This is a genomic window from Neisseria sp. CCUG12390 (assembly GCF_047837985.1).
Lineage (GTDB): Bacteria > Pseudomonadota > Gammaproteobacteria > Burkholderiales > Neisseriaceae > Neisseria.
Genome location: NZ_CP181244.1, coordinates 1,135,743 through 1,155,080, shown reverse-complemented (window position 1 = coordinate 1,155,080; position 19,338 = coordinate 1,135,743). Strand labels below are relative to the sequence as shown.

Annotated in this window: 20 protein-coding genes; 17 read left to right on the top strand and 3 right to left on the bottom strand. The window is 54.3% G+C overall.

Annotation, left to right across the window (positions count from 1 at the left end; genetic code table 11):
- Positions 1 to 3: 3 nt before the first annotated feature.
- Positions 4 to 315: an ATP-dependent Clp protease adapter ClpS gene (clpS, locus tag ACM67E_RS05425; protein WP_416192592.1), complete on the bottom strand. Its 312-nt coding sequence runs from the start codon at positions 313 to 315 to the stop codon at positions 4 to 6.
- A 302-nt stretch (positions 316 to 617) separates the two neighbouring features.
- Here clpS and ACM67E_RS05420 point away from each other — a divergent pair, with 302 nt between their 5' ends.
- From ACM67E_RS05420 to ACM67E_RS05395, 6 genes are all read left to right on the top strand, one after another.
- Positions 618 to 821, top strand: a complete 204-nt coding sequence (locus tag ACM67E_RS05420; protein ID WP_085390429.1) for a cold-shock protein — start codon at positions 618 to 620, stop codon at positions 819 to 821.
- A gap of 66 nt (positions 822 to 887) precedes the next feature.
- The gene (locus ACM67E_RS05415; RefSeq protein ID WP_416192591.1) at positions 888 to 1,091 is read left to right on the top strand and encodes a branched-chain amino acid ABC transporter; all 204 of its coding nucleotides are present in this window, start codon (positions 888 to 890) and stop codon (positions 1,089 to 1,091) included.
- Positions 1,088 to 1,309: a DUF1653 domain-containing protein gene (locus tag ACM67E_RS05410; RefSeq protein ID WP_416192590.1), complete on the top strand. Its 222-nt coding sequence runs from the start codon at positions 1,088 to 1,090 to the stop codon at positions 1,307 to 1,309. Before ACM67E_RS05415 ends, ACM67E_RS05410 begins: the two co-directional genes overlap by 4 nt.
- 111 nt (positions 1,310 to 1,420) lie before the next feature.
- Positions 1,421 to 1,873: an SsrA-binding protein SmpB gene (gene smpB, locus ACM67E_RS05405; protein ID WP_416192589.1), complete on the top strand. Its 453-nt coding sequence runs from the start codon at positions 1,421 to 1,423 to the stop codon at positions 1,871 to 1,873.
- 26 nt (positions 1,874 to 1,899) lie between these two features.
- Entirely contained in the window at positions 1,900 to 2,316 is a 417-nt protein-coding gene (locus ACM67E_RS05400) for a hypothetical protein (protein ID WP_416192588.1), read from the top strand.
- Between the two features lie 93 nt (positions 2,317 to 2,409).
- A complete protein-coding gene (locus tag ACM67E_RS05395) occupies positions 2,410 to 2,754 on the top strand; it encodes a hypothetical protein (RefSeq protein WP_416192587.1) in 345 nt (114 codons plus the stop codon).
- 102 nt (positions 2,755 to 2,856) lie between these two features.
- Here the strand turns inward: ACM67E_RS05395 and ACM67E_RS05390 are convergent, their stop codons facing one another.
- Positions 2,857 to 3,993 carry a porin gene (locus ACM67E_RS05390; RefSeq protein WP_416192586.1) on the bottom strand — a complete coding sequence of 379 codons (1,137 nt, stop codon included), beginning with the start codon at positions 3,991 to 3,993 and terminating at the stop codon, positions 2,857 to 2,859.
- 502 nt (positions 3,994 to 4,495) lie between these two features.
- On the opposite strand from ACM67E_RS05390, the gene ACM67E_RS05385 reads away from it, so the two are divergent.
- From ACM67E_RS05385 to ACM67E_RS05335, 11 genes are all read left to right on the top strand, one after another.
- Complete coding sequence (locus tag ACM67E_RS05385; protein ID WP_416192585.1) at positions 4,496 to 5,668, top strand: glycosyltransferase family protein; 1,173 nt, start codon at positions 4,496 to 4,498, stop codon at positions 5,666 to 5,668.
- Positions 5,669 to 5,719: 51 nt separating this feature from the next.
- Positions 5,720 to 6,964, top strand: coding sequence for a glycosyltransferase family 4 protein (locus tag ACM67E_RS05380; protein ID WP_416192584.1), 1,245 nt, complete (start codon positions 5,720 to 5,722; stop codon positions 6,962 to 6,964).
- Positions 6,961 to 8,145, top strand: coding sequence for a glycosyltransferase family 4 protein (locus ACM67E_RS05375; RefSeq protein ID WP_416192583.1), 1,185 nt, complete (start codon positions 6,961 to 6,963; stop codon positions 8,143 to 8,145). Before ACM67E_RS05380 ends, ACM67E_RS05375 begins: the two co-directional genes overlap by 4 nt.
- A 15-nt stretch (positions 8,146 to 8,160) precedes the next feature.
- Positions 8,161 to 10,110 (top strand): ABC transporter ATP-binding protein, encoded by a 1,950-nt coding sequence (locus tag ACM67E_RS05370; protein WP_416192582.1) that lies wholly within the window; start codon positions 8,161 to 8,163, stop codon positions 10,108 to 10,110.
- A 15-nt stretch (positions 10,111 to 10,125) separates the two neighbouring features.
- Positions 10,126 to 12,432, top strand: a complete 2,307-nt coding sequence (locus ACM67E_RS05365) for a phosphotransferase (protein ID WP_416192581.1) — start codon at positions 10,126 to 10,128, stop codon at positions 12,430 to 12,432.
- 8 nt (positions 12,433 to 12,440) lie between these two features.
- Entirely contained in the window at positions 12,441 to 13,610 is a 1,170-nt protein-coding gene (locus tag ACM67E_RS05360) for a nucleotide sugar dehydrogenase (RefSeq protein WP_416192580.1), read from the top strand.
- A gap of 183 nt (positions 13,611 to 13,793) precedes the next feature.
- Positions 13,794 to 15,359: a glutamine-hydrolyzing GMP synthase gene (guaA, locus tag ACM67E_RS05355; RefSeq protein WP_373755553.1), complete on the top strand. Its 1,566-nt coding sequence runs from the start codon at positions 13,794 to 13,796 to the stop codon at positions 15,357 to 15,359.
- A gap of 89 nt (positions 15,360 to 15,448) precedes the next feature.
- Complete coding sequence (locus ACM67E_RS05350) at positions 15,449 to 16,336, top strand: DMT family transporter (RefSeq protein ID WP_416192579.1); 888 nt, start codon at positions 15,449 to 15,451, stop codon at positions 16,334 to 16,336.
- 15 nt (positions 16,337 to 16,351) lie between these two features.
- Positions 16,352 to 16,708 (top strand): STAS/SEC14 domain-containing protein, encoded by a 357-nt coding sequence (locus tag ACM67E_RS05345; RefSeq protein WP_416192578.1) that lies wholly within the window; start codon positions 16,352 to 16,354, stop codon positions 16,706 to 16,708.
- Between the two features lie 69 nt (positions 16,709 to 16,777).
- The gene (locus ACM67E_RS05340; protein WP_416192577.1) at positions 16,778 to 17,680 is read left to right on the top strand and encodes an aldo/keto reductase; all 903 of its coding nucleotides are present in this window, start codon (positions 16,778 to 16,780) and stop codon (positions 17,678 to 17,680) included.
- Between the two features lie 257 nt (positions 17,681 to 17,937).
- Positions 17,938 to 18,429 (top strand): DUF4440 domain-containing protein, encoded by a 492-nt coding sequence (locus tag ACM67E_RS05335; protein ID WP_416192576.1) that lies wholly within the window; start codon positions 17,938 to 17,940, stop codon positions 18,427 to 18,429.
- 62 nt (positions 18,430 to 18,491) lie between these two features.
- Here the strand turns inward: ACM67E_RS05335 and ACM67E_RS05330 are convergent, their stop codons facing one another.
- On the bottom strand, positions 18,492 to 19,085 hold the full coding sequence (locus ACM67E_RS05330; protein WP_416192575.1) for a DUF2238 domain-containing protein: 594 nt from the start codon (positions 19,083 to 19,085) through the stop codon (positions 18,492 to 18,494).
- Positions 19,086 to 19,338: the final 253 nt, after the last annotated feature.

Here is a 19,338-nt window from a genome sequence, read left to right as displayed (position 1 = left end):
GAATCAAATCTCCTCAACGATACATTGCAGCGGATGGCCTTCCGCCTTGGCCCGCTGCATGACTTGCTGCTGCTTGGTCTGTGCAATGTCGCGCGTATAGCTGCCGCACAAGCCTTTGCCCTCATGATGAACCAGCAGCATCACCGCCACCGCCTGCTCTTCGTTCAACATAAAAATCTCCGTCAACACCGCCACCACAAAATCCATGGTCGTGTAATCGTCGTTTAACAAAAAAACGCCATAACGTTTGGGCGGACGGGCCTGACGGTCGTTCACTAAAATATCGGTTTCGTGGTTGGTGCGGGTATTACTCATGGTATATAAGGCTCCAAAGCGTTTTTTAAACCGCTCTTTTCATAATATGATGCCGGCGGACTCATCCGCCGGCATGACGGGAAATCCGCATTTTCTGTTGTATTTTGTACTATTTTAATAATTTTTCTGCTTTTTCCCAAACATTGCTTGACGACAGAGATTAACGAATGTAAAAAGATGGTTAAGCAGAGTCGGCACTCGAAAAAGCATATCGTTTTTAGGGAGAAACTTGAAACTTTTTGGTTTGACGTATTGCCTTATTTGCTGTTTTTGTTAAATTTTTTAAGTATAGGAAGTTCTCAATGGCAACCGGTATCGTAAAATGGTTCAACGACGCTAAAGGTTTTGGTTTCATTACTCCGGACGAAGGCGGTGAAGATTTGTTCGCCCACTTCTCTGCGATCAACATGGAAGGTTTCAAAACCTTGAAAGAAGGCCAACGCGTTTCTTTCGAAGTGACCACCGGCCCTAAAGGCAAACAAGCCGCTAACATTCAAGCTGCTTAACGAGTGCGCGGTGCAAGCCGCAAAGTAATGGCGGGGTTTCCCGCCATTTTTTATTGTGGGTACGATATGGACGATTATCAACGTGCTTTAATGCAACTTGATGAGTTGATTAAACATTTTCGCAGCCAAGGCGAAGTTTCCTGTTCCGTCGCCGAAGCGGAAGAAAGCCTGCTCATCAAGCTGGCCGATTTGAAAATCGATTTGAAGCCGGAACACACGCAAGACATCGCAAACATCAACCTCTTTTACCGACGCCACATCCGACCATGAAATATTCTGTTCCCGCCGGTATTTACCGCCATTACAAAGGCAGTCTTTATGAAGTGACCGGCCTTGCCCGCCACAGCGAAACCGAAGAGGAATTCGTCGTCTACCGCGCTTTATACGGCGAATTCGGCCTGTGGGTGCGCCCTGCCGCCATGTTTGCCGAAACCGTCGAACTCAACGGCGAAGCGGTGGCGCGTTTTACTTTAGTGAAAGCGTTTTAGTTTTAAGCATTGTACGCTTTCAGACGGCCTCCACGCCTTTTACCCGTTATTTCCCTTTTTCAGACGGCCTGATAAAATAGGCCGTCTGAAAACCTATAAAGAATCAGCATTATGAGTATTGCCAATAATAAAAAAGCCTTTCACGATTACTTTATCGAAGACCAGATTGAAGCCGGTTTGGTATTGGAAGGATGGGAAGTGAAAGCCATCCGTGCCGGACGGGTACAACTCAAGGAAAGCTATATCTACTGGAAAAAAGATGCGTTTTATCTGGTGGGCTGCCACGTTACCGCCCTGCCGACCGCCTCGACGCACGTCAAACCCGATCCGGTACGCCCGCGCAAACTGCTGCTGAATCAAGCCGAAATCAATAAACTTATCGGCAAAACCGAACGTGCCGGTTACACCATCGTCCCCTTGAACCTGCATTACAACCGCGGCCGCATCAAAATGGAAATCGGCTTGGCGAAAGGTAAAAAACAACATGACAAACGCCAAAGTCTGAAAGAAGCCGATTGGAAACGTGAGAAACAGCGTTTGATGAAAAACGCCTCTTCGTCTTAAAAGCAACCTAGAAACTGGAGAAAACAATGAAACTGAAAACTTTATTCGTCTTGAGCAGTCTTGCTGCACTGGCTGCCTGCAGCGGCGGCAAAACCCGCATCGGTACTTACGGTCCGGACGAACTGCAAAAAATCAGCCACATCTGTATTTTGGATAACCCCAAAACCCCTAACCGTGCGCTGATTCAAAATATCGCCGTGTCTTTGGAAAAACTCGGCATCAGCAGCGAAAATGTAAATATCGCGGAAAACCGCAAACGCTTATACGATCCGGAATGCCGTTATAATTTGCGTTACAGCACACGCAGCAATGCAGTTTCCCTGCTTATCCGTACCCCTGAACATCCTGTTGCCAGCCTGCGTGACAATCTGAATACTACCCAGAATTTACAAAGCCAAACCGACAGCCTGATTTCCCGCTTGTTGGGTAAAACCGTGAAATAATCCGTTCCGCATCTTTTCAGACGGTCTGTTTGACCCAATAATATGGCGGTCATTACCACAGGCCGTCTGAAAACTTTTAAGGAGCTACTTCACATGCGACAAGCCTCACTTGCCCTGCCTTTGTTTTTAATTTTGTTCGGTGCGGTTTGGTTTTTAAAAACCACCGGCATCCTGCCCGCTACCGCCACCCTGATTGCCATCGGCTTGGCCGTTGCCGGATTGGCCGTGATGATTATGGACGGCATCAACAAGCAATCGATTATTTCGGGGCCGATTTTAATGTATATCGGCGCAGCGGTTTATCTGCGCACCGAATACTGGTTTGCCTATTCGCCGCTGATTGCCCTGGGCATGATGATACTGGGCTGCCTGCTTCTGCTCTCCCGCAGCAGCATGGTTCCGTATAAAACGCCTAAGCATCCCGACCGTTTATCCTGACAAGACGTCTGAAACCGGCTTCTATCATTCATTTCGACATAAAGGAAGGCCGTCTGAACATTCAGACGGCCTTTGTTTATCCGCTGTTACGGCAAACCGGATTTACCAATAAGCACGCAAACCGACGACGGTGGTGTAGTTGCGGTTTTTTTCGTGCAATTCGCCGTTACGGTATTCTTTCGAACGCGTGGTCTGCACTTCGGCAAAGGTTTTCACATGGAAAGGTTCGCTTTTCGGAATCAGGAAATATTCCGTACCCAGCATAAACTGATGCTGTTTCTCTTTGCGGTCGGCCGATGAAACTTCGTCACGTTTTTCGGTTTTGTAGGCATACATGCCGTATGCGCGCCAGTCGTTAGTCAATTTGTGGTAAACGACGGTGCGGATTTCATCATTGGTGCGTTTGTAACCGGCTTCGTCTTCGTTTTTACGGATACGGCGTTCGATGTCCAAACCCACGGTCGTATCGTCAAAAGTATAGGCCGTACCCAATGCGTAGGCAGTACGGGTGTAATCCACCGGCTCTTCCTGTCTGAAACGCTCGCGGCTGATACCCAAGCCGATATTCAATTCGTCGTCACCGTTGACCTCGAATGTTTTGATTGCCCCTGCACCGACAATATCCTTGCGTTTTTCAGTCAAACCGTTATTACCGCGCGGACTGCGGCCGCCGTAGAATACGCCGGCTTTGATGCCTTGGTCTTTGTTTTCGTATTTATATTGAATCGAACGGCGCGCACCCGAAGCCAGCAGGCCGTCGCTCAGGCTCAGGGTATTGGCCAAATCGGTTTGCTTCACATCGTCGGTAATCACGGTTTGGTTACCGTATGTCAGTTCGCCGTAGCGTTTGTGGCCGATACCGCCCAAAAGCTCGCGGGTATAGATGTGGTCGAAATCGTGATTGGACGGGCGGTCTACGCCGTTGCTGTCTTCGCCGCGGAAACGCCATTCCACGCGTCCCAGGGCATAAAGGTCATCGTTACCCAAAGACTGCTTGGCTCGGAAGCCGAAACGCGAGCCGTTGTTTTTCACCGGATGGTTTTTGGCTTCTTTGGTAACGCCGTCCACTTCGCCGTCATCGTATTCGGTCGTTTTGTCGGCGGTGGTTTCCCATTTGATGCGGGCAGAGCCTCTGAAATCGATTTTGGTGCCGGTCTCTTCGTTCTCATACAGCGTCACGGCACCGGCCGGTACGGCGATAAAGGTAGACAGCAAAAGCGTTAACGCCTTCTTTTTCATGTTTGTTATTCCTTAGAAAGAAAATGATTGAAACATTGATAAATATTGATGAAACGCCGCAAGTCTAGCGGTGTTGCCTTGACAAAGCAATGAATCGGATTAAACAAAAAAATAATTTCCTAAGTTAATTTAACAATAAATGACCATAATTTTTTATTTTTATGGTCTTTTTTGTTAGAAATGGAAAATTATTTTTATTGATTTACATGCTCCCATCATCCACCTGTCTTTTTCACTTGTTACAGAACGGATACCGACACATACGCTTTTCCAAACATATATACATCAAACATATGATGTTTCCTGCCTGCTGTGAATATTGAAACAATCGTTTCATCGCATTAAAAATCCGTTAAGAACCATCTGTATCCGTAAAATCTCGAAATGGTGGAGCTTGATTTTCGATGATATAGTGCGTTGCCTTCGCAAGGCCGGGCACTTTTTTTCTGAAATGCCAATCTAATCCGACAGCCATAACCCCATTAACCGACCCTGAATCATCATGGAAAGAAATCCCAAACATTCTCCACGCATTGCCTTTTATTCGCACGATACCATGGGCTTGGGTCATATCCGCCGCAATATGCTGCTAGCGCAATCCGTATTGGAAGCTTACCCAGAAGCCGAAGTATTGCTGATTTCCGGCGTACGCGAATCGGGAGCGTTCAAGCTACCGAAAGGTGCGGACAGCGTGACTCTGCCGACTTATTACAAAACCGTCGACGGCAAATACATTCCGCGCTCATTGGGCAAAGACGTGAAACGTTTGGTCAACATCCGCAAAAACATTATCCATGCCGCGCTGGAAGCCTTCGAGCCGGACATCATGGTGGTGGACAACGTACCGCGCGGGGCAATGAGCGAGCTGGACAACATCCTGCCCGAACTATCCAGCCGCGGCACGCACATCGTATTGGGCGTGCGCGACATCATTGACGAACCCGAAGCGGTGCGCAGCCAATGGAAAAAGCTGCAAAACATCGAAATCATCCGCCTCTATTTCTCCAGCATTTGGGTTTACGGCGACCCGAGCCTTTACAACTTCGCCGAAGAATACCAAGTCGCCCCCGATATTGTGGAAAAACTGCGTTATGTCGGCTATCTTGACCAAAGCCGCCGCATGGAAGTACGCGGCTTGAAAGTCGGCGCGTCCGAAATCGAAAGCCCTTTTGCTTTGTGCGCCTTGGGCGGCGGGCAAGACGGCTTTGAAGTGGCGCAAGCATTTGTACAATCCGCCCTGCCCGAAAACTGGCGCGGCCTGCTGATTACCGGCGCCCTTATGCCGGAAGAACAGCGCGAACAGCTTCACGCAATGGCGAAAAAGCGTCCTTTGAGAGACATCAAAGTGGTGGATTTCGTGCCCGAGCCTTTGAAAATCATGCGTGACGCAGAGTGCATCATTTCGATGGGCGGCTACAACACGACCACCGAAATCCTGTCTTTCAACAAACGCGCCCTCATCGTGCCGCGCATCAAGCCGCGCACGGAACAATGGATACGCGCGTCGCGCCTGGCCGAGCGCGGCATCATCGAATGCCTGCATCCGGATGAATTGACACCCGAAGCATTGAGCGCATTTATGCGCTCAACCGACAAACCGGCAGATGCGCGTACCGGCCTGCGCTTCGACGGCCTCGACCGCGTGGTCGGCGAAATCCGCAAGATTCTCGAATAAAGCGTTGCCGTTTTACGCTGTTTTTAAACCATTCACGCCAAAGAAAATATCATGAACCCGCAATCAAACCACCCTACCGTTCCGCTTTACGTCGGCTACGTTTTGAAACGTTATCCGCGTTTTTCCGAAACCTTCGTCGTCAACGAAATCTTGGCGCACGAGCGTGAAGGCCTGAAAATCGATATTTTCGCGCTCGGTCCGGTTGAAGAAACCCATTTTCAGGACGGCATTTCGCAGGTGCGCGCGCCGGTAACGCGTTACAACAACAAACAGCACAAACCCGAAGCCGTGTGGCAGCTGGTTCAGACGGCCTTTCAAGAATTGCCCGATTTTGCGCAAAAACTGGCCGAGGCCGACTGCAACGTTCACGAACTGGCGCAAAGCATCAATGTCGCTTTACAGGTCAAAGAGCGCGGCATCAACCACCTGCACGCCCACTTCGGCACACAGGCCACCACGGTTGCACGGCAGGCCGCCATTTTCGCGGGCATTACCTACACGTTTACCGCCCACGCCAAAGACATCTATTTCCAATACGAGCAGCCCGTCGAGCTGGATAAAAAAATGCGCGATTCCGCCGCCGCCGTTACCGTTTCCGACTACAACCTTGCCTATCTGCGCGAACAATACGGCGAAGATGCCGCCAAAGCCGTGCGCATCTACAACGGCATGGATTTGCGCAAATTCCCTTACAGCGAATTCGGTTCGCGCGAACGCCACATCTTGGCGGTCGGTCGTTTGGTGTTGAAAAAAGGGTTCGACGTATTGCTCGACGCGCTGGCCTTGCTGAAAAAACAGAATGTTCCGCTGCGCTGCACCTTGGTCGGCGGCGGCTTGCTTGAAGAAGAACTGGCCGCGCAAATCGAAGCATTGGGTATCGGCGACATGGTAACGATGGTCGGCCCGATGCCGCAGCCCTACATCATCGACATGATGAAACACGCCAATATGGTGGTTGCGCCCTGCGTCATCAGCGAAGACGGCGACCGCGACGGCCTGCCGACCGTGTTGCTGGAATCGATGGCTTTGGGCACGCCCGTGATCTCCACGCAAGTGGCGGGTATTCCCGAACTGGTTTCAGACGGCCTGACGGGTTTGTGCGTACCCGAGCGCAATCCGCAAGCCTTGGCCGACGCCATGAAGCGTCTGCTGGACGACCATGATTTGTGCCGCACCTTCTCGCGCAACGGCCGCGAACTGATTGAACGCGAATACGACGAAGACCGCAACGCCGCACAACTGCGCCGCCTGTTCGAGCAAGCCGTTGCCGGCCACACACAAGGAGCGCGTTCATGAGAGTGGCTTATGTCTGCGCCGATCCGGGCATTCCCGTGTTCGGCACCAAAGGCGCGTCCGTGCATGTGCAGGAAGTGATTAAAGGCATGCTGCAAAAAGGGCTGGACGTGACCCTGTTTACCCAGCGTTTGGGCGGCGATGTGCCCGAAGCATTGAAAAACGTCAAAATCCGCCCGTTGGATGCGCTGCCGAAAGATTCGGCGGAAATCCGTGCGCGCGCGGCGTTGGCCGCCAACGAAAAAGTCATTGCCATGCTGGCGGCGGAAGCTCCGTTCGATTTGGTGTACGAACGCTATTCCTTGTGGAGCGACGCGGGCATGAAGTTCGCCGAGCAGCACGGCTGCGCGGGCATTTTGGAAGTGAACGCGCCGCTGATCGAGGAGCAGAAAAAACACCGCGAACTGCCGCTGGAAGCTGAAGCGCAGGCGGTGGCCGAATCGGTGTTTGCTGCTGCCGACGCGATGATTGCCGTTTCGCCCGGCGTGAAGCAGTATCTGGAAACCTTTCCCAAAGCGCAAGGCCGCGTGCATGTGGTGGCCAACGGTGTATCGCTGGAACGCTTCGCCCCTGCCGCTGCGGAAAACGCCGCACGTTTAGGCCGTCTGAAAAAAGATGCGCCCGCCACCGTCGGCTTTTTAGGCACGCTCAAACCGTGGCACGGCCTGGCCACTCTGGTCGAAGCATGGGCTTTGCTGCGCGCGCGCAACCCCAACGTGAACTTGTTAATCGTGGGCGACGGCCCCGAATACGAATCCGTGAAAAACCGCATCGATGCGCTCGGCTTTTCAGACGGCGTTACCTTCAGCGGCGCGGTTCAGCCCGACGAAGTGCCGCAATGGCTGGCGAAAATGGACATCGCCGTCGCGCCGTACCCGAATATGGAACATTTCTATTTTTCACCGCTGAAAATCTACGAATACATGGCCGCGGGCATCCCTGTGGTCGCCACACGCGTGGGGCATTTGGAAAGCGTGGTTTCAGACGGCCTCAACGGTGTTTTGGTCGAGGCCGAAAACCCGCAGAAAATGGCCGGCTGCATCGCTTCGCTGCTGGACAGTCCCGAAACGCTCCAGCGTTTGGGCGCGGCCGCACGGCAAACCGCCGAACGCGAACACAGCTGGCTGTCGGTGGTGGAACGCATTTTAAACATCGCCGCCGATACAGGCCGTCTGAAAAATTAATATAAGAGATCCGTCATGAAAGACAATAATTGGCGCGATACCGTCAGCCGTTTCCGTTCGCTGCGCCCGAAATCTTTAAAAGCCTCTTCAGACGGCCTGTTGAAAAACAGCTCGTGGTGGAAAGTGGCCTACCGCTTCAAAGAATACATCCGCCCCGAACGCTGGCTGATTGCCGGTTCCCTGCTGGCGCTGCTGACGGCGACTTTCGTACGGCTGCTCAAACCGCTGCCGCTGGCGTTTGCCGTCGATCACATTCTGGTGTCGGTGGTCGAACACGTCGACAAAATTGACGACGGTATCGCCAACGAACAGGCCGTCAATAATGTGCAGGTCGAAAACACCATGTTCGGCATCGCGATCGACTCGATCGACAACCATTACCTGCTCTTGGGCTGCGCCGTTGCGGTTATCGTAATTGCTCTCTTGATGGCGGCGGGCAGCTATTTCAGCACCGTCGGGCTTTCCTTGGCCGGCAGCCGTATTTTGGCCAAAGTGCGCAGCGATTTGTTCGCCCACCTGCTGGGTTTGTCGATGAGTTTTCACTCGAAAGCGAAAAACGGCGATTTGACCATGCGGCTGGTGAGCGACGTCGGCATGTTGCGCGAAGCGGTGGTGACGGCGCTGATGCCGATGCTGGCCAATATTTTCGTGTTAAGCGGTATGCTGGCCGTGATGATGTATCTCGACTGGAAGCTGACGCTGTTTGCCGTGGCCTCGCTGCCGCTGCTTTGGTTCACCACCAAACGTTCGGGCAAACGCATCCACGAGGTCAGCCGCGAACAGCGTAAAAAAGAAGGCGGTATGGCTTCCAAGGCATCGGAATACATCGCTTCCATCCGCACCATCCAGTCTTTGTCGCTCGAAGGCGAAACCATCCGCAGCTTCGAAGGCAACAACAGCCAAAGCCGCACGCAAGAGGTCAAATCCAAAAAACTGGCCGCAGGGTTGGAGCGGCGCGTCGATATTCTGGTGGCATTCGTTACGGCTTTCGTATTGTTTTACGGCGCAAGCTCGGTCATGGAAAACCAAATGTCGCCGGGCGAACTGATTGTGTTTATGTCGTATCTGAACAATTCGTTCCGTCCGGTGCGCGAATACGCCAAATATACCGCGCGTCTGTCCAAAGCCCTGGCCGCAGGCGAACGCATCGTCGACCTGCTCGACCGCAAGCCGGACATTGCCGACAAACCCGGTGCCAAAAACCTGACCGAAACGCGCGGCGAAATCCATTTCGACCATGTGCGCTTTGCCTACCGCGATGCCGGCCAAAACGAAACGGCGGTTTTGAAAGACGTGGATTTCACCATCCTTTCCGGCGAAAGCGTCGCCATCGTCGGACCTTCGGGTTCGGGCAAAACCACACTCACCAGCCTGCTGCTGCGGCTCTACGAACCCGCCGGCGGCACGGTGCGCATCGACGGCGAGGACATCCGCAACTACACGATTAACAGTATGCGCAAACACATCGCCGTGGTGCCGCAGGACAACCTGCTCTTCGGCCTGAGCATCCGCGACAACATCGCCCTGGGTGCCGTGCACAACGAAGGCAAGGTCAGCCACAGCGAAATCATTGCCGCCGCAAAACTGGCCAACGCGCACGACTTCATCAGCGAAATGCCCGACGGCTACAACACCATTCTGAGCGAGCGCGGCGGTTCGCTTTCGGGCGGCCAACGCCAGCGCATCGCGATTGCGCGCGCCGCCATCAGCCAAAGCCCGATTCTGGTGTTGGACGAGCCGACCGTGGGTCTCGACCGCGAAAGCGAAAGCCACGTCATCGCCGCGCTGCACAACCTGATGAAATCGCGCACCACCATTGTCATTACCCACGATTTGGCCTTTGCCGCCACCACCGACCGCATCATTTTCATTGAAAAAGGCGTGGTCGTGGAGCAAGGCAGCCATGCCCAACTGCTGGCTGCGGGCGGGCAATATGCCTCATGGTGGAAAATGCAGATTAATTGACAGAAAAGGATGAGGATGCTGACCGAAGCCGACAAACGGATTGTGTCAAGAGACGGCGGCCTGCCCGGCCTGGCCGCTTTGCTGGATAAAGAATTGCTGTTGGAAAAACTCCGAACGCTCGAGCCGTTCGAACAGGCTGCCGATGTGGAAATCCAATACCTGCGCTACAAACCGGGCAACAGCTGCGCCAGCACGCTGCGTATCGGGTATGCCGACGGCAGCCGACGCCATTATTATGCCAAAGCCCTGACCGAAACGCGTTTCCAAGAATCTTGGAACAAGCCTTCGCGCCGCAAACTGGTGGAAAAAGGCGGTCTTTTTGCTCCGCTTGCCCTGCCCGATTTGTGCATCATGCTGCTGCACCCGATTCACGACAGCCGCATCGGCAAACCGGATTGGCTGGTCTGCCCCGATGCCTGCCGCCGCATGATGAAAGCCTGTTCTTTACCCGTTGATGCCGACACAACGCCGCAGGTCGATATTCTCCGCTACAAACCCGAACGCCGGCTGGTGGCCAAAATCAGTTACGGCAACCAACCTTTGGCCATTTTGCGCAGCGGTACGCCCGAAGAATTTACCGACATGCTCATCGGCAATGCGTTCGGCGTGTCGCACGGCGGGGTGGTACTGTCGGGAGCGGACGGAGCAAGCCGCACCTTGGCGACCCGCTGGCAGAAAGGCGAGAGCCTGTGTCCCGAAGAAGGCCGCCTGCCCGATGATGCGCTTTGCGCCGAATTGGGCAGAAAACTCGCGCGTATCCACGAAGCCACCTACAGCCACCCCACCCGCTACACGCTGTCGGACGAAATCGGTTCGATTGCCGGTGTCGCCAATACGTTCCGCCACATCCTGCCGGAACATATCGATTGGTTTGACGCGCTGCAACAGCGCGTTTCAGACGGCCTCCGCAACATACCCGAACAATACGCCCTGATACACGGCGACTTTTCGCTCGACCAAATCATCCGCCGCACCAACAAAGCAGGCGAAACCAAGCTGCATATTTTGGATTGGGACCGCGCCGCGCAAGGCCATCCGTTATTGGACTTGGCCACGTTTCAAGCCAGATTGGAACTGCAAATCATCGAAGGCGCATTGCCCGGTTTTGAAGCCGGACGTATTTCAGACGGCCTGTTGCAGTCTTATCGCAAGAAACGGGAAGCGTCGGCAGCGGATTTGCGCCTGTTTACCGCATCGGCACTCCTTCGCTTAGCCGCAGAACCGTTCCGCAAGCGCAGTCCGCATTGGGAACAATACACTTTGCAGATTTTGCAGCGCGTGCAGATGCTGCTCGATTGCAATCCGTCATTGACAGAACACGGCATGACCGAACCGGACTTATCGCAGGACGCGCCTTTGAACGTGCTGCTGGACACCGTCCGGATGCAGCCGCTGCTGCGCGAAGCCGGCATGTTGTCCGCACAGGAAACCCTGTCTGCCGCCGCATTGCGCCACCATAAAAAAGGCCGCCGCGCCTTGGTCGAATACACCGTTCCCGCCGGCGAAGGCAGCCGCCGCATCATCGGCAAATACCGTGCCAAAAGTTTGGACAAACGTTCGCCGCGCATCCAGCAGCATCTTTGGCAACATGGCTTTAACAGGCCGTCTGAAACCGGCGTGTCCGAAGTGTTGGGCGCATTGCCCGAACTCAACACTTGGTTTCAAACCCGCATCGACGGCCAAACCTTAGGCGCGTTGCTCACCCCCAAGAACCGCCGCCTCGCCTTTCTAGGCGAAGCCGCCGCCGATGCCCTGCTTGCGTTGCACCGCAGCGGTGCGGCCGACGGATTGGATCTGCCTTTCTGGCAGCCGCAGGACGAATGGGCGGTGCTCGACAAAGCCCTGACCGAAGCGCAAACCAAACTGCCGCATTTGGCCGGACGCATCGCCGCCGTATCCGCCCGTTGCGAAGCCCTGCTCCGGCAGCTTCCCGAAAGGCCGTCTGAAACCTTGCACCGCGATTTTTACCAAGACCAAATCCTCGAACCCTACGGCACACCCGGCCGCATGTTCCTGCTGGATTTGGATTTGGCCTGCCGCGGCGACGGCGCGTTGGATGCGGGCAACTACCTCGCCCACATTCAGGAACTTGCCCTGCGCCGCTACGGAAAAACCGATGCGCTGCACGCCCACGAAAACGCGTTCAGACGGCATTTCCTTGCCCACTCCAATCACGACGCAAACACCGTGGAAGCATACACCACACTTACGCTTGCACGCCATATCCGCATCAGCACCCTGTTTGCCGAACGCGCCCATACCACGGAAGCGTTACTGGCCGTTTGCGAACACCGTTTACACACTTCAAATCAACTTAAATGAGACACCCTATGAATATTACCGTCGTCGGCGCAGGCTATGTCGGCCTGTCGAATGCCGTTTTGTTTGCCCAACAACATGCCGTTACCCTGCTTGATGTCGATCAGGAACGCGTAGATTTAATCAACCGCAAAATCTCGCCGATTCAGGATGAGGAAATCAGCGCATATCTGGCCGGCAAGCCCCTGACCCTGCACGCCACCGCCGATGCGTCTGCCGTGTACGCCGATGCCGACTACATCATCGTCGCCACGCCGACCGACTACGACCCCGAAACCGACTATTTCGATACCGGCTCGGTCGAATCGGTACTGGCTGCGGCACTGGCGGCCAACCGCCACGGCTACGTCATCATCAAATCCACCATTCCCGTCGGTTTCATCGAAAAAATGCGCACCCGTTTCGCCACCGACCGCATCATTTTCTCACCCGAATTCCTGCGCGAAAGCAAAGCCTTATACGACAATCTCTACCCCTCGCGCATCGTCATGGGCGACACCTGCGAAGCCGCGCGGACATTCGCCGAAGCCCTGCGCGACTGCAGCCTGAAGCCCGACACCCCGATTATTCTGACCAATCCGACCGAAGCCGAGTCTATCAAGCTGTTCTCCAATACCTATCTCGCGCTGCGCGTCGCCTTTTTCAACGAACTCGACTCTTTCGCCGCCACCTTCGGCCTGGACACTGCCCACATCATCGAAGGCGTCTCCGCCGATCCGCGCATCGGCACGCACTACAACAACCCCTCGTTCGGCTACGGCGGCTACTGTCTGCCCAAAGACACCAAACAGCTGCTGGCCAATTATCAGAATATCCCGCAAAACCTGATTACCGCCATCGTCGAATCCAACCGCACGCGCAAAGACTTCATCGCCGAAGACGTATTGCGCCGCCAACCGTCGACCGTCGGCATTTACCGGCTGACCATGAAATCCGGTTCCGACAATTTCCGCAGCTCCAGCATCCAGGGCGTGATGAAACGCATCAAAGAACGCGGCGTACCCGTCATCGTGTACGAACCCGAATACCAAGGCAGCGACTTTTTCGGCTCGGAAGTCGTGCGCGATTTGGCCGAATTCAAAAACCGCGCCGACATCATCCTGGCCAACCGCCTGCACGAAAACTTGGAAAACGTGGCCGCAAAAGTGTACACGCGCGACTTGAAAGGCAGCGATTTATAAATTTTCAGACGGCCTGAGCAATCCGCCTGAGGCCGTCTGAAAACACTTGAACACCGCTTGCGGACATACGTCTGCATAATCAATTTGCCCATGCAAAGGCCGTCTGAAAATGGTACAATCCCACCGTTTTCAGACGGCCTTTTCATGCCGTTTTCTTTCTATGTTTCCAGCAAAGCCGACACCATGACCCAAGACAAAATCCTCATCCTCGACTTCGGTTCCCAAGTCACCCAGCTCATCGCCCGCCGTGTGCGCGAGGCGCATGTTTACTGCGAACTGCACCCCTACGACATGCCGCTGGCCGACATCAAAGCCTTCAACCCCAAAGGCATCATCCTCTCCGGCGGCCCCAATTCCGTGTACGACTCCGAGTATCAGGCCGATACGGGCTTGTTCGACTTGGGCGTGCCCGTACTCGGCATCTGCTACGGCATGCAGTTTATGGCGCACCATCTCGGCGGCGAAGTGCAGGCGGGCAACCAGCGCGAATTCGGTTACGCGCAGGTCAAAACCATCGACTGCGAACTCACGCGCGGCCTTTCAGACGGCCAGCCGAACACGCTCGACGTATGGATGAGCCACGGCGACAAAGTGTCCAAACTGCCCGAAGGCTTCGTCGTCATCGGCGACACCCCGTCCTGCCCGATTGCCATGATGGAACACGCCGAAAAACAATTCTACGGCATCCAGTTCCACCCCGAAGTCACCCACACCAAACAAGGCCGCGCCCTGCTGAACCGCTTCGTACTCGACATCTGCGGCGCAAAACCCAGCTGGACCATGCCCAACTACATCGACGAAGCCGTCGCCAAAATCCGCGAACAGGTCGGCAGCGACGAAGTCATCCTCGGGCTTTCAGGCGGCGTGGACAGCTCCGTGGCCGCCGCGCTCATCCACCGCGCCATCGGCGACCAGCTCACCTGCGTCTTCGTCGACCACGGCCTGTTGCGCCTGAACGAAGGCAAAATGGTGATGGACATGTTCGCCCGCAACCTCGGCGTGCGCGTCATCCATGTCGATGCCACCGAACAATTCATGGGCAAACTCGCAGGCGAGACCGACCCCGAGAAAAAACGCAAAATCATCGGCGCCGAATTCGTCGAAGTCTTTGACGCCGAAGCCAAAAAACGCGTCAACGCCAAATGGCTCGCGCAAGGCACGATTTACCCCGACGTCATCGAAAGCGCGGGCGCAAAAACCAAAAAAGCCCACGCCATCAAGAGTCACCACAATGTCGGAGGCCTGCCTGAAAACATGAACCTGCAACTGCTCGAGCCGCTGCGCGACCTGTTCAAAGACGAAGTGCGCGAACTCGGCGTCGCCCTCGGCCTGCCGCGCGAAATGGTGTACCGCCACCCCTTCCCCGGCCCCGGCCTCGGCGTGCGCATCCTCGGCGAAGTCAAAAAAGAATACGCCGACCTCCTGCGCCAGGCCGACGACATCTTCATCCAAGAACTGCGCAACACCGCCGACGACAACGGCACTTCATGGTACGACCTCACCAGCCAGGCCTTCGCCGTATTCCTGCCCGTCAAATCCGTCGGCGTCATGGGCGACGGTCGCACTTATGATTACGTCGTCGCCCTGCGCGCCGTCATCACCAGCGACTTCATGACCGCACACTGGGCCGAACTCCCATATTCCCTGCTCGGCCGCGTGTCCAACCGCATCATCAACGAAGTCAAAGGCATCAACCGCGTGGTTTATGACGTGAGCGGCAAACCACCTGCCACGATTGAGTGGGAATAAGGGATTGGTTTGACAGAATAAAAGGCCGTCTGAAATTTTCAGACGGCCTTTGTTATAATGTTAACCGATTAATTTTTTAAACCGCCAACATGACTGAAAGCAACAAAGACCTGCTCGGCTCCGCTTGGATTATCGTCGCCTCGGTAGGCTTTACCATCATGAACCTGTGTATCAAAGCGGCTTCGCAGGAATTCGGCCTGGCCAGCGGCGAGCTGGTGTTTTGGCGCATGAGTTTCGCCGCGCTGGTGCTGGGCACGATGGCCAAAGTGCGCGGCGAAACGTTCCGCACGCCGCATTGGAAGCTGCACCTCAACCGCAGCGTGGTCGGCACGCTGGCGATGTTGTGCCTGTTTTATGCGGTCATGCACCTGCCGCTGGCGACGGGTGTCACGCTCGGCTATACCTCGTCGATTTTTCTGGCGGTGTTTTCGTTTCTGGTGCTGAAGGAGCGCATTGCGCTGTATACGCAGGCGGTGTTGGTGCTCGGTTTTACCGGCGTGGTGGTGCTGCTCAATCCTTCGTTTGAAAGCGGGCAGTTTTTCCCTGCGTTGCTGGGTTTGGCCGGCGGCGCGATGTCGGGCTGGGCTTATATGCAGGTGCGCGAATTGTCGCTTTTGGGCGAACCGGGCTGGCGGGTGGTGTTTTTCCTGTCGGTGGCCGGCATGGCGGTATCGGCGGTGTGGGCGACGCTGTCGGGCTGGCACGCTTTGTCGTGGGCGAGCGCGCCTTATGTGCTGGGCATCGGTGTCAGCGCGACGGTGGCGCAGTTGTGCATGACCCACGCTTACAAAGTGGGCAACAAATTCACCGTCGCTTCGCTGTCGTATCTGACGGTGGTGTTTGCCGCACTGTCCGGCATGTGGATTTTCGGCGATAAAATCACTTGGCAGGAAGTGCTCGGTATGATTATTATTGTAGCCAGCGGCGTATTGAGCGGCATCAAACCCGTTTGGTTCAAGCGGCTTTTTTTCAAATAAAACGAGGAGCAGAACATGATTTCCATCCGCGAGCAGTCTTACGGCCTGAATGTGGCACTGTACAACGAATTTACCCTGGATGATTTCCGCGAGTTGGAGCAGGCGCTGCTGGAGAGCAAACAAAAAATCCACCTGCCCGATATTCTCTTGGATATGTCGCTGCTCAAGGATTTCACCATCGATATGGCGGTGGAACAAATCAAATTCCTCAACGAACACGAAGACGATTTCGGCCGCGTGGCGATTGTGACCGACGATATTTGGATTAAGCTCGGCGCACGTTTGTCCAGCCTGGTTACCAACCAACACCCGAAATATTTCGACGACGTAGCCGAAGCCCAGGCTTGGCTGCTGGCACGCAACTCCAAATAAACATTCAAAGGCCGTCTGAAAAATCCACTTTTCAGACGGCCTTTTACTTGAAAACGTAAAGGAACAAACATGCAATACCACACGATTAACTCAGATTTGAACATGAGCCGCCTGGTTCACGGCTATTGGCGCGCGCACGAATGGCAGTTGGACGCGCAAGGCTATTTGAAGCTGATTCACGAAGTATTGGATTTGGGCATCAACACTTTCGACCACGCCGCCTGCTACGGCGGATTCGTCAACGAGGGGCAGTTCGGCGCGGCTTTGAAATTGGAAAAAAGCCTGCGCGATAAAATGACGATTGTGAGCAAATGTGGCATTGCGTTTCCCAATGAAACCCTGCCGGAAATAAAAAGCAAATACTACGACAACAGCGCGGCGCACATCATCTGGTCGGCCGAGCGTTCCGTCAAGGAATTGAACTGCGGCCATCTCGATTTGCTGCTCATGCACCGCCCGTCGCCCTGCCTGAACCCCGAGGAAGTCGCGGCGGCGTTTGACAATCTGTATTCGCGCGGCTTGGTGCGGCATTTCGGCGTATCGAATTATTCCGCGCAAAAATTCAACATGTTGCAGTCTTATGCCAACCAAACCTTAGCCACCAACCAAATCGAAATTTCCCCGCTGCACATTGCCCCGTTTGAAGACGGCAGCTTGGATTACCTTTTGGAAAAACGCGTCAAACCGATGGCCTGGTCGCCCTTGGGCGGCGGCAGACTGTTCGACGGCAGCGACGCACAAAGCCGGCGCGTTGTCCAAGCCTTACTGCAAGCAGGCGAAGCCTTCAACGAAACCCGTTTGGATACATTGGCTTACGCCTGGCTGCTCAACCACCCCGCCGGCATGATGCCGATTGTCGGCTCCGGCAAAACCGAACGCGTGAAAAACGCCGTTGACGCGCCGAATATCCGCTTCAGCGAAGAAGCGTGGATTAACGTTTATTCCGCCGCATTGGGGCATGACGTGCCTTAGAAAAGCAAGCAGAAACTTTTGCAAAATGCCTGCCTTCGGCACATTATCCCCTTACACGCTGCCGTCACCATAAACTGACTCAAATCCAATGGGTTGCAAAAGTTTCGGGCAATAAATGCCGTCTGAAAATTTACTTTCAGACGGCATTTTTATTTTCCTTGAGTTTGAAAAACCATGATATGATTAGAGCAGATGTACTAATTTTATAACAGTACATCTTTATCTCAAACCGATAAAAATTCCACAGGAGAAACATAATGCTACAAAAATCCGCAGCCCTCTTGGCTGTATCCGCTGCTTTCATTTTGGCCGCCTGTTCCACGCCGCACAAACACGACCAACCGCAACAACAGGGCGAACTTTCCTGTAAAAAAGCCGATAAAGCCGAAATCGCCGCTTTGTTCGATCGCTGGAACGATTCCTTGAAAACCGGCGATGCGAAAAAAGTGGTGGCCAATTATGCGCCCAGATCAATTCTGTTGCCGACCGTATCCAATACGCCCCGCCTGACCGCGGCTGAAAAAGAAGACTATTTCGTGCATTGGCTGCCGAACCGTCCTTCAGGCGTGATTAACAGCCGCAAAATCCGAATCGGCTGCAATACCGCGTTTGACGCCGGCATCTACACCTTCACTTACGCCAACGGCAAAAAAGTGCCTGCCCGCTATACTTTCACTTATGAATGGGACGGCCAGAACTGGCTTATCACCAGCCACCACTCCTCAGGTATGCCGGAAATTGCAAAATAAGTCTGTCGGATAAAAAGGCCGTCTGAAAAATATTTTTCAGACGGCCTTTTATACATTCGTATTCAGCGTTGTACGGCAAAATGCTTTTTCAGCAGCAGCACAATCAACATCACGCACGCACCGATGCCGCACCACATCATGTCCGACTGCGTGTCCCATTCGTAGCCCTGCGTACCTAAAAACGCCTCCGCGCTTTGTCCGCTGATTTCCGCCACCAGCCATTCGATCAGTTCATACACCGCGCTGACGGCCATGCACACGCACAAAGTCAGGAAAACCAGCCATTTCCGGCTTTCGACCGCCCGGTTTTTCCACAAAATCTCCGCCGCAATCACCGCCGGCGAAAAGCCCTGCATAAAGTGGCCGAGTTTGTCGTAATTGTTGCGCTCCCAACCCATCGGCTCTTTGAGCCAGTCGAACAGCGGCACTTCGGCATAAGTGTAATGCCCGCCGACAATCAGCACCACCGCGTGCAGCGTCATCACCCAATAAGCAAAATCGCTGAAACGGAAGCGGCGGTACGTCGCCGCCAGCAAAACCACGCCAATCACGGCAGGTGCGACTTCCAAAGCCCAAGTCGGGTAATCTTTCGGGTTAATGCCCGACCAGATCAAGATTGCGCCGATAATCGCCAGCATCAGATGATAACGGTTCATAAGGTTCCCAAAGACAAAAAGGCATGATAGCAAAAAGGCCGTCTGAACAGGGATTTTGTTTCAGACGGCCTCGGATTGAGATAAATGCGCAAACGGCACAGGCTGGGTTTCAACCCGGCATTTACCGTAAAAAACTTATCCGCCTGCGTCAATCCGGAAAACTTTGTTAGATTGACAACCTGCTGCTCAAAGGCCGTCCGAAACACCATTTTCAGACGGCCTTGTTCCATCTTTCAAGCATCAACAATATTTG

Excerpts from the sequence above, each read along its gene's own strand:
- clpS (WP_416192592.1), bottom strand. The coding sequence starts at position 315 with ATGAGTAATACCCGCACCAACCACGAAACCGATATTTTAGTGAACGAC.
- ACM67E_RS05420 (WP_085390429.1), top strand. The coding sequence starts at position 618 with ATGGCAACCGGTATCGTAAAATGGTTCAACGACGCTAAAGGTTTTGGT.
- ACM67E_RS05415 (WP_416192591.1), top strand. The coding sequence starts at position 888 with ATGGACGATTATCAACGTGCTTTAATGCAACTTGATGAGTTGATTAAA.
- ACM67E_RS05410 (WP_416192590.1), top strand. The coding sequence starts at position 1,088 with ATGAAATATTCTGTTCCCGCCGGTATTTACCGCCATTACAAAGGCAGT.
- smpB (WP_416192589.1), top strand. The coding sequence starts at position 1,421 with ATGAGTATTGCCAATAATAAAAAAGCCTTTCACGATTACTTTATCGAA.
- ACM67E_RS05400 (WP_416192588.1), top strand. The coding sequence starts at position 1,900 with ATGAAACTGAAAACTTTATTCGTCTTGAGCAGTCTTGCTGCACTGGCT.
- ACM67E_RS05395 (WP_416192587.1), top strand. The coding sequence starts at position 2,410 with ATGCGACAAGCCTCACTTGCCCTGCCTTTGTTTTTAATTTTGTTCGGT.
- ACM67E_RS05390 (WP_416192586.1), bottom strand. The coding sequence starts at position 3,993 with ATGAAAAAGAAGGCGTTAACGCTTTTGCTGTCTACCTTTATCGCCGTA.
- ACM67E_RS05385 (WP_416192585.1), top strand. The coding sequence starts at position 4,496 with ATGGAAAGAAATCCCAAACATTCTCCACGCATTGCCTTTTATTCGCAC.
- ACM67E_RS05380 (WP_416192584.1), top strand. The coding sequence starts at position 5,720 with ATGAACCCGCAATCAAACCACCCTACCGTTCCGCTTTACGTCGGCTAC.
- ACM67E_RS05375 (WP_416192583.1), top strand. The coding sequence starts at position 6,961 with ATGAGAGTGGCTTATGTCTGCGCCGATCCGGGCATTCCCGTGTTCGGC.
- ACM67E_RS05370 (WP_416192582.1), top strand. The coding sequence starts at position 8,161 with ATGAAAGACAATAATTGGCGCGATACCGTCAGCCGTTTCCGTTCGCTG.
- ACM67E_RS05365 (WP_416192581.1), top strand. The coding sequence starts at position 10,126 with ATGCTGACCGAAGCCGACAAACGGATTGTGTCAAGAGACGGCGGCCTG.
- ACM67E_RS05360 (WP_416192580.1), top strand. The coding sequence starts at position 12,441 with ATGAATATTACCGTCGTCGGCGCAGGCTATGTCGGCCTGTCGAATGCC.
- guaA (WP_373755553.1), top strand. The coding sequence starts at position 13,794 with ATGACCCAAGACAAAATCCTCATCCTCGACTTCGGTTCCCAAGTCACC.
- ACM67E_RS05350 (WP_416192579.1), top strand. The coding sequence starts at position 15,449 with ATGACTGAAAGCAACAAAGACCTGCTCGGCTCCGCTTGGATTATCGTC.
- ACM67E_RS05345 (WP_416192578.1), top strand. The coding sequence starts at position 16,352 with ATGATTTCCATCCGCGAGCAGTCTTACGGCCTGAATGTGGCACTGTAC.
- ACM67E_RS05340 (WP_416192577.1), top strand. The coding sequence starts at position 16,778 with ATGCAATACCACACGATTAACTCAGATTTGAACATGAGCCGCCTGGTT.
- ACM67E_RS05335 (WP_416192576.1), top strand. The coding sequence starts at position 17,938 with ATGCTACAAAAATCCGCAGCCCTCTTGGCTGTATCCGCTGCTTTCATT.
- ACM67E_RS05330 (WP_416192575.1), bottom strand. The coding sequence starts at position 19,085 with ATGAACCGTTATCATCTGATGCTGGCGATTATCGGCGCAATCTTGATC.